We start from the raw sequence: 12,261 nt of genomic DNA on the forward strand, positions 1-12,261 counted from the left end.
CCGACAGGCGGCGGCCGTCCGAATGGATGGTCTCAACCGCCCGAGCCTCGGGCGCGCCGGTTTGGAATGTGTTGCGTCAGTGTGGCTCCGCGGGCGTCCCTGCTCTCCGGTCGTCCCGCGGCTCTGTGGTTGTCCCGCTCTGCAGTCGTCCCTCGGATATGCGGTCGTCCGCGGCAGACGCGTGACGTCGGGCGGCTTGCTCGTGCGCGGATCCGTCCGTCGATGTCCACGCACCGCCCGTTTTCAGGACATGTCCGGAGATTTCCCGTCAGTGCGGACATCTCAGCAGATGTCCTGAAAACGGACGTGCAGAGGACCGACGGACGAGGACGACGGCTGGGACGGCGGAGGACCTGCCCAGTTGTGGGCAGGCCCTCCTTACACCGGCAGGGTCACAGCGCCGTCGCGCGCTTCAGCAGTTCCGCCTGCTCCTGGGCGTGGCGCTTCGCCGATCCCGTCGCTGGAGAAGCGGATGCCGCACGCGAGAACACGCCGAACGGCGGCAGGCCAGCCTTCGCCGCCTCGAGAGCCATGTAGATCCAGGCGCCCTGGTTCTCCGGCTCGTCCTGCAGCCAGAAGAACTCCGCGTTCGGATACGACGCGAGCGTGGAGCGAAGCTCCTCGGCCGGGAACGGATAGAACTGCTCGACGCGCACCAGGGCGACCTGGTCGTTCGGGTTCTTCTCCAGCTCCGCCTTGGCGTCGTAGTAGACCTTGCCCGCCATCACGAGGACGCGCTTCACGCCGTTCTTGTCCACGTTGCGCGGGTCGTCGAGCACGGGCTGGAACGAGCCGGACGTGAAGTCCGTCACATCGCTGGTCGCGCCGCGCAGACGCAGCATCGCCTTCGGGGTGAAGACCACGAGCGGCTTGCGCGGCCGGGCGTAGGCCTGGCGGCGCAGAAGGTGGAAGTACGACGCCGGAGTCGACGGACGCGCCACCGTCATATTGTTCTCGGCGCACAGCTGCAGGTAGCGCTCGATGCGGGCCGACGAGTGGTCGGGGCCCTGGCCCTCGTAGCCGTGCGGCAGCAGGAGCACCAGCGAGGAACGCTGACCCCACTTCTGCTCGGCTGACGAGATGAACTCATCGATCACCGTCTGGGCGCCGTTGGCGAAGTCGCCGAACTGCGCCTCCCACAGGACGAGGGCGTCCGGACGTTCAACCGAGTAGCCGTACTCGAAGCCCATCGCCGCGTACTCGCTCAGCAGCGAGTCGTAGATCCAGAACTTGGCCTGGTTCTCGCTGAGGTTCGCCAGCGGCAGCCACTCCTGCCCGTTCACCCTGTCGTGCAGCACGGCCTGGCGCTGCACGAACGTGCCGCGGCGCGAATCCTGTCCGACGAGGCGCACCGGCGTGCCCTCGAGCAGGACGGATCCGAGCGCCAGCAGTTCGCCCATCGCCCAGTCGATGCCGCCGTTGCGCGTCATGTCGACGCGCTTGGTCAGCAACTGCTGGAGCTTGGGGTGCACCGTGAAGCCGGCCGGCTTGTTGTCGAACGCCTGGCCGATGGTCTGGATGACCTGGTCGCCAACGCCGGTCGTCGCGAGTTCGCCGCGCGCGGCATCCTGTTGGGCGTCCGGTCGTTCCAGATCGTTGATCGCATCGGGGTCGCCGGAGATGACCGGGATGGACCCGGTCTGCGCGGCGTGCGTCTCGGCGAATGCGCGCTCCAGACGGTCCTGGAAGTCCTGGTGCGCCTGCTCGTACTCCTCCTCAGAGATGTCGCCGCGACCGACCAGGGCCTCCGTGTACAGGCGGCGGACGGAACGCTTCGCCTCGATGAGGTTGTACATCAGCGGCTGCGTCATCGACGGGTCGTCGCCCTCGTTGTGCCCGCGTCGGCGGTAGCAGATGAGGTCGATGACGACGTCCTTCTTGAACTCCTGACGGAACTTGTACGCCAGTTCGGCGACGCGCACGACCGCTTCCGGGTCGTCGCCGTTCACGTGGAAGATGGGCGCCTGGATGGTCTTCGCCACGTCGGTCGAATAGACGGACGTGCGTGCCTCGCTCGGCGGCGTGGTGAATCCCACCTGGTTGTTGATGTTGACGTGGATGGTGCCGCCCGTGCGGTACGCCCGCAGCTGCGACATCTGCATGGTCTCCACCACGATGCCCTGACCCGCCATGGCGGCGTCGCCGTGGATGAGGATCGGCAACGTGAGGAACGTGCCGGCCGGACGACGGTCCTGCTTGGCACGGGCGATGCCCTCGAGCACACCGTCGACAACCTCGAGGTGCGACGGGTTCGCCGCGAGGTAGACGGCGATCTCCTCGCCATCGGCACCCCTGAACGTTCCCTCTGTGCCGAGGTGGTACTTCACGTCGCCCGAGCCGCCGACGGTGCGCGGGTCCTGGGTTCCCTCGAACTCGCGGAAGATCTGGCCGTACGTCTTGCCGGCGATGTTCGTGAGCACGTTGAGCCGGCCGCGGTGCGCCATGCCGATGGCCACCTCGTCCAGACCCTCCTGCGCAGCCTCCTGAAGGATGGCGTCGAGCAGTGCGATCGTCGACTCGCCTCCCTCGAGGCTGAAGCGCTTCTGGCCGACGTACTTGGTCTGCAGGAACGTCTCGAAAGCCTCGGCCTCGTTCAGCTTGCGCAGGATGCGCAGCTGCTCGTCGTGCGTCGGCTTCTCGTACGGCACCTCGACGTGGTCCTGGATCCACTTGCGCTGGGCCGGATCCTGGATGTGCATGTACTCGATGCCGACGGTGCGGCAGTACGAGTCGCGCAGAACACCGAGGATGTCGCGCAGCAGCATCGTGTGCTTGTCGCCGCCGAACCGTCCGGTCACGAACTGCCGGTCGAGGTCCCAGAACGTGAGGCCGTGCGAGGCGATCTCGAGGTCGGGGTGCGTGCGCTGCTTGTACTCGAGCGGGTCGATGTCGGCCATGAGGTGGCCGCGGACGCGGAAGGCGTTGATGAGCTCCTGCACGCGCGCCGTCTTGTCGACGGAGCTGGCCAGGTCGACGCTGATGTCCTCCGCCCAGTGGATCGGGTCGTACGGGATGCGCAGCGCGGCGAAGATGTCTTCGTAGAAGTCGTGCTGCCCGGTGAGGAGCTCGTGCACGATCTTCAGGAACTCGCCAGACCCCGCACCCTGGATGACGCGGTGGTCGTACGTGCTGGTGAGCGTGATCGTCTTGCCGATGCCGAGCGTGGTCAGCGTCTTCAGGCTGGATCCCTGGAACTCGGCAGGGTACTCGAGGGCGCCGGCGCCGATGATGCAGCCCTGGCCCTTCATGAGACGGGGCACCGAGTGCACGGTTCCGATGCCGCCCGGGTTCGTGAGGGAGATGCTCGCGCCGCTGAAGTCATCCGCGGTGAGCTTGTTGCCACGGGCGCGCTTCACCAGGTCTTCGTAGGCCGCCAGGTACTCGCCGAAGGTGAGCGACTCGGCGCGCTTGATGGCGGGAACGAGGAGGGCGCGGGATCCGTCCGGCTTCGGGATGTCGATCGCGATGCCGAGGCCGATGTGCGCAGGGGCGATCACCGACGGCTTGCCGTCGACCACGTCGTAGTAGACGTTCTGGCTCGGGAACTCCTTGAGCGCCTGGATCAGCGCCCACCCGATGAGGTGCGTGAAGCTCACCTTGCCGCCTCGGGTGCGGGCCATGTGGTTGTTGATGACGATGCGGTTGTCGATCATCAGCTTCGCCGGGATGGTGCGCACGCTGGTGGCCGTCGGCACAGTGAGGCTGACGTCCATGTTGCTGGCGAGCGTCTTGGCCATGCCGCGCAGCGGGGTGGCGACGGGCTGGCGCTCCTCCTCGCCCTCGTCTTCGGCGTGCACGACGGACTGCGGAGAGGTGACCGGTGCGTCAGCGGGGACCGGCGCGGGGCGCGGCGCGATGGAGGTCGTGCGAGCGACGGGCTGGGTGGCGGACGCGGTGTCCGCCTGGACAGGGGACGTCGCCGGTGCCGGCGGAACGGGCGCTGCCGGCGCGGGAGCTGCGACCGCGGGCGCGCTGGGCGCAGCAGCGGACGGCTGAGCCGCCGGTGCGGGAGGGATCACGGCCGGTGTCGCGGCCGGAGCGGACGCCTCGGGGGCAGCCGCTGCAGGCTGAGCCTGACCGGACGGCGCCGCATCGGGGGAAGGTCTGTTGGCTGCCTCCGCCTTGCCAGGCGTGTAGGCCTCCAAGATGGGCCACCACGACCTGTCGACCGAATTCTTGTCAACGATGTACTGCTCGTAGAGTTCGTCGACGAGCCACTCATTGGCTCCGAACTCTCCCGACGCTCCCTCGTCTGTTCCTACCCCGGTCAACTGGCTCGACACAGCCGTTCGCCCACTCTCTTCGTTGATTGGCATCTCCGCCGGGACAGGGTCACTGAGGGCACAGGTGACGGGCCGTTCCGGCCAGTCATCAAGCCTAATCGAATCGTCTGAAGCCCGTTGTCAGACGCGGCACGGATGGCATCCCGACATCGGGGCACGACGACGTCGACCGTCGTTCGCCGCGGACAGGGACGACGGTTCGCGGGCATCCGGGAGCAGGTCGAGACGAGTCACGGTACGGTCACGATGTCGTGGCCGATGTGCACGGGTGCGCGACGGCGTTCGGCGCAGCCTCCGGGCACGGTCGGGTGACTCTCACCGTTCTATCGCGCTGCGCGGCTCAGAGGCTCAATCGGCTCGGTCATCCGAGCGAGCTCGGATGACTCTCGCCTCAATCGCCTCTATCGCGCTGCGCGACTCAGAGGCTCAATCGGCTCGGCCATCCGAGCGAGCTCGGATGACTCTCGCCTCAATCGCCTCTATCGCGCTGCGCGACTCAGAGGCTCAATCGGCTCGGCCATCCGAGCGAGCTCGGATGACTCTCGCCTCAATCGCCTCTAACGTGGGGAACATGCAGTTCTATGGCACAGCGCCGACGCATGACCTGACCTATTCGGATGTGTTCCTGGTGCCCAGCAGGTCGAACGTGACGAGCCGCCTCGACGTGTCGCTGGCACCGCAGGACGGCACCGGAGCCACGATCCCGATCGTGTCAGCGAACATGAACTCGGTGACGGGCCCACGCCTGGCCGCCACCCTCGCTCGCCGCGGCGGACTGGGAGTGCTGCCGCAGGACATGCATCCGCAGGACCTCGAGGCAGCGATCGACTGGGTCAAGGCGCAGCCGGTGGTCTTCGATTCGCCGTTCGTGATGAGCCCAGACCAGACCGTCGCAGACGCGCTCCAGATCGTGCCGCCGCTGATCGGTCACGGCATCGTGCTGCACGACGCGAACGACACCTACATCGGATGCCTCGCCGCGCTCGACCTCGCGGCGGCGCTGCCCGACGCCCGCCTCGGCGAGCTGCTGCACGGCTCGCTCGCGTCCATCGACGCCGAAGACGTGCCGGATGCCCGCGCGGCCTTCGACCTGCTGGCCGCTGCGGACCTCGACTTCGCACCCGTGCTCGACCACGGTCGGGTCATCGGCACCGTCGGCCGCACCAGCGCCCTGCGCTCCACCATCTACCGGCCGGCACTCGATGCGAACGGCCGGCTCCGCGTCGCCGCCGCCATCGGCATCAACGGGGACGTCGAGGGGCGTGCCCGCGCACTCGTCGCTTCCGGCGTGGACGTGCTCGTGCTCGACACGGCGCACGGCGACCAGGACGGCATGCGTCGGGCGATCCACGCCGTCGCCGGCCTCCGCCTCGGCGTGCCGCTCGTGGCGGGCAACGTCGTGACGGAGCAGGCCGTGCGCGATCTGGTGGCCGCGGGGGCCGACATCCTCAAGGTCGGGGTCGGGCCGGGCGCCATGTGCACGACGCGCATGATGACGGCGGTCGGACGCCCGCAGTTCTCGGCTGTCCTCGAGACGAGCGCGACCGCACGGGAGCTCGGTGCGCACGTGTGGGCGGATGGCGGGGTGCGGTATCCACGCGACGTGGCGCTCGCGCTCGCCGCGGGTGGCGCATCCGTGATGATCGGCTCCTGGTTCGCCGGAACCGTTGAAGCACCCGGACGCCTGCAGAGCGACGAGGCCGGCGGACTCTACAAGGAGAGCTGGGGCATGGCGTCGACGAAGGCCGTTCAGCAGCGGTTCGAGCGGCTCGACCCGTACGAGCGCGCCCGCAAGGAGCTCTTCGCCGAGGGCATCTCCAGCTCGCGCATCTACCTCGACCCGCTGCGGCCATCCGTCGAGGATCTGCTGGACATGATCACGACCGGCCTTCGCAGCTCGTTCACGTACGCGGGGGCGCGCTCGCTCAAGGAATTCCACGACCGGGCACTTGTCGGCATCCAGTCCGCCGCCGGCTACGAGGAGGGCAAGGCGCTCCCGGTCAGCTGGTAGCGGCGTTGGCGGCGCGCACCAGCAGATCGCGCGCCAGGTCGTCGCGACGCTCGAGCACGAGGCGCCGCAGGGCCGCCGGTGCGTCTGCGTTGTCGGCGATCCAGGCGTCGACGGCGTCCGTCGACTCGGATTTCGGAAACAGGCCGACCACGATGCGCTCGGCCAACTCGATGCTCCGCGTCGTCCACACGTCGGTCAGCGACGCGAAGTACTCGGGATCGTGTGCGACGGTCAGATCTCGTGCGGCGCCTGCGCGGAATCCCGCGATCGTGGCGTCGAGGTGGTCGTTGCTGAGGGTGAGGTCGTCGAGAGCGGAACGCCAGGCCGCATCCTTCACATCCCTGTCGGGACGTGCCGCGAGGGCGCCGATGAGCGCCGTGCGTCCGGATGCCGTGTCGTCGCGTTCCCCTTCGCCGCGCAGTTCAGCCTCGGTCGCGTTTCCGGTGGCCGAGACGGCCGTCCAGAAGGACCAGCGCAGATCCGGATCCAACGGGAGGCCCTCCGGTGCGGCCGTCGCGCCGAGCAGCATGCCCCGGATGTCGTCGGCGTGCTCGCCGTCGTAGGCAGCGGCATCCGCCGTCGCTCGCGCCCATGCCAACTGGCCGTCGCTGCCCGGTGCGGCGGCGAGCAGGTTGGACCATGCCGTCTCCAGCCATGCGGATGCGCGTGCCAGGCGCTCGTCGTCCGGCACATAGTGCTGCACGGTGAACAGCGCATTGCCCAGCACCGCGGTCAGCAGCGCAACGTCGGACTCGGCCGCAGCGTGCGCTCCGACGATCTCGAGATAGACGCCGCCAGGGAGCACGCCGTCCCTGGTGGCGTTCCAGAGCGCGGACCACAGGAGGCCCCTGGCGAGCGGATCGGCCACGCGGCTCAGGGAGCTGCGCACCGTCTGGAGCGACTCGTCGTCGAGTCGGACCTTCGCGAACGTGAGGTCGTCGTCGTTCACCAGAACGAGGTCGGCGCTGCCGGTCAGCTCAACGGGCTCGCCGGCCAGGTCGAGGTCGTCCCGGCGGACACGCACAATCGCGCCGGACGGGTCGGCGTCGTACCAGCCGACGGCGAGCCGGTGCGGGCGGTCGTCCGACGGGACGAGCCGAAGACCCGGCTCGCCGCGTTCGAGCTCGAGCGTCGTCATCCCCGTCGTCTCCAGCCAGGCTTTCGACCAGGCGCCGAGATCGCGACCGGACGTCTGCTCGAGCGCCCTGAGCAGATCCGTCAAGGCGGTGTTCCCGAAGGCATGGGCGCGGAAGTACCGGCGGGAGCCCTCGAAGAACGCATCCATGCCGACATACGCCACCAGCTGCTTCAGAACAGCGGCGCCCTTGGCGTAGGTGATGCCGTCGAAGTTCAGTTTCGCGGCCTCGAGGTCCACGATGTCCGCCACGATCGGATGCGTCGTCGGCAGCTGATCCTGCTGGTACGCCCACGCCTTGCGCCGGTTCGCGAACGCCACCCAGGCATCCGTGAACACCGTGGCCTCAGCCGTTGCGAGCGTGCCCATGAAGTCCGCGAAGGATTCCTTCAGCCAGAGGTCGTCCCACCAGCGCATCGTCACGAGGTCGCCGAACCACATGTGCGCCATCTCGTGCAGGATCGTCGTCGCTCGGCCCTCGTGCTGCGCCCTGGTCGCAGCTCCGCGGAAGACGTACCGCTCCGTGAAGGTGACGCATCCCGGGTTCTCCATCGCGCCAAGGTTGTACTCGGGCACGAAGACCTGGTCGTACTTGCCCCACGGGTAGGGATACCCGAAGTGCTCGGCGTAGAAGTCCAAGCCCTGCTGCGTCACCTCCAGGATCTCGTCCGCATCCAGGTGTTCGGCGAGAGACGCACGGCAGTAGACGCCGAGGGCCACGTCGAGACCGTCGCCGCGCCATCCGCCCTCCACCCGGTGGTACGGGCCGGCGATCACGGCCGTGATGTAGGTGGAGATCGGCAAGGTCGGACCGAACGTGACCCTCTGGACGCCGTCGGCGGTCTCCGTCGCGATCGCATCCCGGTTGGAGAGCACCGTCCAGCCTTCCGGCGCGTGCACCGTGAACACGAAGGGCGCCTTCAGATCGGGCTGCTCGAAGCAGGCGAACACGCGACGGGCATCAGCCGGCTCGTACTGCGTGTAGAGGTAGGTCTCGCCGTCGACCGGGTCCACGAATCGGTGCATGCCCTCGCCGGAGTGGCTGTACGCCGCCGTCGCCACGACAGTGACGGTGTTCTGCTCGGTCAGGCCGTCCAGCAGGATGCGCGCGCCGTCGTAGTGCACGGGGATGCGACGTCCGTTGACCAGCACCGCCTCCACCGACTCGCCGATGAAGTCGAGCCAGGTCGTGCCCCGCGCGGCGTTCGGGGGCTCGGCCGGGCTCCGGGGCTCCGTGTGCCGGGATCGCGGTGTGTTCGAAGATTCCGCGGTCCTGTCGAACTCCACTGTCGTCGTCGTGGTGAAGCCGGTCACGGAAGGATTCGGTGCTGCGGTGAGGTCGAGCTCGACGCGGTACGAACGCACGGCGAACGCACGCGAGCGGGCGGCGGTCTCGGCACGGGACAGGTTGGCGGAGCTCATGATCCCCATCGTTTCACGGGCGGTTCGGAACGCCTCGCCGGTATACTCGCGAAGCAAATGGACGACCCTCCTTCAGCCAGTTCGCCCAGTTCTCTGCGCCAGCGTTCCCCGCGCCATCCCGTGTTACGGCGCGTCCGGCCGAACGGGATCCGGTGACGCCCGTGTCCGAATGGCTCATGCTCGCCGCGGGCGTCGTGCTCACCGTCGGAACGGGATTCTTCGTCGCCAGCGAGTTCGCGCTCGTCAACCTCGACCGAGCGGATCTCGAGTCTCGCCGCGACCGCGGCGAGACTCGGCTCGGCATGACGATCGCCGCGCTCAAGATCACCTCGACGCACCTCTCGAGTGCGCAGCTCGGCATCACGCTGACGACTCTGCTCACCGGCTACCTGATGGAGCCGTCCATCTCGTCCCTCCTGGCCGGCCCGCTCGTCGACATCGGCATTCCGGCCGCGGCCGTGCCGCCGATCGGCACGGTCGTCGGAATCGTCATCGCGACTCTGTTGTCGATGATCCTCGGCGAACTCGTGCCGAAGGGCTTCGCGCTCGCGCTCCCGCGCGCCACCGCCAAGATCGTGATCCCGTTCCAGACCGCGTTCACCGCGGTGTTCCGTCCGGCCGTGTTCGTGCTGAACGCGAGCGCTAACGGCGTGCTGCGCATGTTCGGCGTCGAGCCGAAAGAGGAGCTCTCCGGGGCGCGCAGTGCCGAGGAACTGGCATCCTTGGTCCGTCGGTCGGCGAAGGCCGGCGTGCTCGAATCGGACACCGCCACGCTCCTCGGCCGCACGCTCCGGTTCTCGGAGCACACGGCATCCGATGTCATGACGCCCAGGCCGCGCGTCGCGAGCGTGCATCGGTCGGATCCGGCGACGGAGATCTTGGCGCTCGCCAGACAGACCGGATTCTCGCGCTTCCCCGTGATCGACGACGACATCGACGACATCGTCGGCGTCGTGCACGTGAAGCAGGCCGTCGCGGTGCCGATCGAGCGCAGAGCCCTTGTGCCGGCATCCGCTCTACAGACGGATGCCGTGCGAGTGCCGGAGACGATGACCCTCGACACCCTGCTCGGCGAGCTGCGCGGCAAGGGCTACCAGCTGGCGATCGTCGTCGACGAATACGGCGGGACCGCCGGCGTCGCCACGCTGGAGGATCTCGTCGAGGAGCTCGTCGGCGAGGTGGCCGACGAGCACGACCGCACGAAGGCGGACATCGTGCGCGGCGTCGGATCCGTCACGATCTCCGGCATGCTGCGTCCCGACGAGCTCGAGGACCGCACCGGCATCCGCATTCCGGACGACGGACCGTACGAGACCGTCGCCGGCTACGTGATGAACGAGCTGGACAGGCTGCCCGTTGTGGGCGACGAGGTGCACGTCGACGGCGGCGCGCTGCGCGTCGAGCGCCTCGACGGCCGCCGCGTCGACGCGCTCCGCTTCACGCCCGATCCGGACCGCGAGTCGCGCCGTGCCGACGATGCGGACGCCGACCACTCTGGACGGGAGCGCGACCATGGCTGATTGGGTCGGGATCCTGCTGCTCGTCATCCTGCTGGCGGGCAATGCGTTCTTCGTCGGCGCCGAGTTCGCCGTCATGTCCGCCAGGCGCTCGCAGATCGAGCCGAGAGCCGAACAGGGCAGCCGAGCCGCGCGAACAGCCCTCTGGGCCATGGAGCACGCCACGCTCATGCTGGCGACCACACAGCTCGGCATCACGGTGTGCTCACTGCTGATCCTTAACGTGTCGGAACCGGCGATCCACCACGCGCTCGAGGCGCCGCTGAAGCTCACCGGGCTCTCTGACGCCTGGATCGGCGGCATTGCCTTCGTGATCGCCCTCGTGCTCGTCACGTTCCTGCACGTCGTGTTCGGTGAAATGGTGCCGAAGAACCTGTCGTTCTCCGTGCCGGACAGGGCGGCCATCGTCCTCGCCCCTCCGCTGGTCGGCGTCGCCAGAGTGCTGCGGCCCATCGTGGTGGCGCTCAACAGCACCTCCAACGGCATCGTGCGGATCTTCGGGGTGAAGCCCGTGAACGAAGCGGTCAGCACGTTCACGCTCGACGAGGTGGCCACCATCGTCGACCAGTCGACGCGCGAGGGCGTGCTCACCGACCGCACCGGCACGCTCAGCAACGCGTTCGAGTTCTCTGCCAAGAAGGTGCGCGATGTCGCGCTCGGCCTGCAGACGCTCGTCTGCCTCCCCGAGACCGCGACGCCCGCCGACCTGGAACGCGCGGTCGCCAAGCACGGCTTCTCGCGCTACGTCATCGTGGATGCCGCCGACGAGCCGGTGGGATACATCCACCTCAAGGACGTGCTCGACCTCGAGCAGGACGGCTACACCGCCCCCATCCCGCCGGAGCGATTCCGGCGGCTCACCGTGCTGGAGCCCGACGCCGACATCGAGGACGCGCTCGCCATCATGCGTCGCTCTGGCGGACACGTCGGCCGCAGCGTCGCCCCTGACGGTGAGACGATGGGCGTCGTGTTCCTCGAGGACATCATCGAGGAACTCGTCGGCGAGGTGCAGGACGCGACCCGGCGGCAGTGACGCCCAGACGGTGATGCTGAGCCGACGCCGCGACGTCGACACGGATGAGTTCGGACTGCCGGGCCGAGGTACCGAATGCAGCAGACTGACGTGATGACCTCACGCAGTTCTGTCCTTCTGACCGGTGCCGGACGGGCGTCGAGCATCGCCCATGGCATCGCACGAGACCTCGCGGCCGATGGCTGGGATCTCGCGTTGACCACCTGGAGGAGGTACGACGACACGGCGGGCTACGGCGGCGGCAGCGGCGACGTCGCGGAGCTCGTCGACGACCTCACGGCTGCAGGAGCCCACGTGCACCTGATGGACGCGGATCTCTCCGATCCCGAGGTGCCGGCACGGGTCGTGCGCGAGGCTGCTGCGAAGTTGGGCGGACTCGACGCCCTCGTGCTGTCCCACGCGCATGGTGCAGACTCCTCGATCCTGGACACGACCGTGGAGAGCTTCGACAAGCACTTCGCCGTCAACGTGCGTGCCGCGTGGCTGCTCATCCGCGAGTTCGCACGGTTGGAGCGCGCCTCTGGCCGTATCGTCGCGCTGACGAGCGACCACATCGTGCACAACATGCCGTACGGCGCCAGCAAGGGCGCTCTCGACAGGATCGTCATCGCGGCGGCAGGGGAGCTCGGTCACCTCGGCATCACGGCGAACCTCGTGAACCCGGGCCCCATCGACACCGGCTGGATGGACGACCAGACCCGCGTCGCGCTGACCGCCATGCAGCCGACAGGGAGGCTCGGCACACCGCACGACGCGGCCGAGCTGGTGAGGTTCCTGCTGTCGGAGCAGGGGAGCTGGATCACCGGCCAGCTCATCAAGAGCGACGGCGGCTTTTCCACGCACTGACGCGTTGTGTCGTC

Annotated in this window: 6 protein-coding genes; 4 read left to right on the forward strand and 2 right to left on the reverse strand. The window is 68.3% G+C overall.

What is annotated here, in order from left to right:
- Positions 1-392 precede the first annotated feature (392 nt).
- The gene (locus HII28_RS14725; protein WP_170026441.1) at positions 393-4,283 is read right to left on the reverse strand and encodes a multifunctional oxoglutarate decarboxylase/oxoglutarate dehydrogenase thiamine pyrophosphate-binding subunit/dihydrolipoyllysine-residue succinyltransferase subunit; all 3,891 of its coding nucleotides are present in this window, start codon (positions 4,281-4,283) and stop codon (positions 393-395) included.
- A 571-nt stretch (positions 4,284-4,854) separates the two neighbouring features.
- Here HII28_RS14725 and HII28_RS14730 point away from each other — a divergent pair.
- Positions 4,855-6,294 carry a GuaB1 family IMP dehydrogenase-related protein gene (locus HII28_RS14730; protein WP_170026443.1) on the forward strand — a complete coding sequence of 480 codons (1,440 nt, stop codon included), beginning with the start codon at positions 4,855-4,857 and terminating at the stop codon, positions 6,292-6,294.
- On the opposite strand, the gene pepN is transcribed toward HII28_RS14730, so the two are convergent.
- Positions 6,284-8,851 (reverse strand): aminopeptidase N, encoded by a 2,568-nt coding sequence (pepN, locus tag HII28_RS14735; protein ID WP_170026446.1) that lies wholly within the window; start codon positions 8,849-8,851, stop codon positions 6,284-6,286. The genes HII28_RS14730 and pepN overlap by 11 nt on opposite strands.
- A gap of 161 nt (positions 8,852-9,012) precedes the next feature.
- On the opposite strand from pepN, the gene HII28_RS14740 reads away from it, so the two are divergent.
- From HII28_RS14740 to HII28_RS14750, 3 genes are all read left to right on the forward strand, one after another.
- The gene (locus tag HII28_RS14740) at positions 9,013-10,371 is read left to right on the forward strand and encodes a hemolysin family protein (RefSeq protein WP_346769349.1); all 1,359 of its coding nucleotides are present in this window, start codon (positions 9,013-9,015) and stop codon (positions 10,369-10,371) included.
- On the forward strand, positions 10,364-11,401 hold the full coding sequence (locus tag HII28_RS14745; protein WP_170026448.1) for a hemolysin family protein: 1,038 nt from the start codon (positions 10,364-10,366) through the stop codon (positions 11,399-11,401). The genes HII28_RS14740 and HII28_RS14745 overlap by 8 nt, the downstream gene beginning before the upstream one ends.
- A 93-nt stretch (positions 11,402-11,494) precedes the next feature.
- Positions 11,495-12,247 (forward strand): SDR family oxidoreductase, encoded by a 753-nt coding sequence (locus HII28_RS14750; RefSeq protein ID WP_170026450.1) that lies wholly within the window; start codon positions 11,495-11,497, stop codon positions 12,245-12,247.
- Positions 12,248-12,261: the final 14 nt, after the last annotated feature.

Source organism: Planctomonas sp. JC2975 (assembly GCF_012985205.1).
GTDB lineage: Bacteria > Actinomycetota > Actinomycetes > Actinomycetales > Microbacteriaceae > Humibacter.

What these genes read in the sequence shown, in the direction of transcription:
- HII28_RS14730 (WP_170026443.1), top strand. Translation starts at nt 4,855, where the DNA reads ATGCAGTTCTATGGCACAGCGCCGACGCATGACCTGACCTATTCGGAT.
- pepN (WP_170026446.1), bottom strand. Translation starts at nt 8,851, where the DNA reads ATGAGCTCCGCCAACCTGTCCCGTGCCGAGACCGCCGCCCGCTCGCGT.
- HII28_RS14745 (WP_170026448.1), top strand. Translation starts at nt 10,364, where the DNA reads ATGGCTGATTGGGTCGGGATCCTGCTGCTCGTCATCCTGCTGGCGGGC.
- HII28_RS14750 (WP_170026450.1), top strand. Translation starts at nt 11,495, where the DNA reads ATGACCTCACGCAGTTCTGTCCTTCTGACCGGTGCCGGACGGGCGTCG.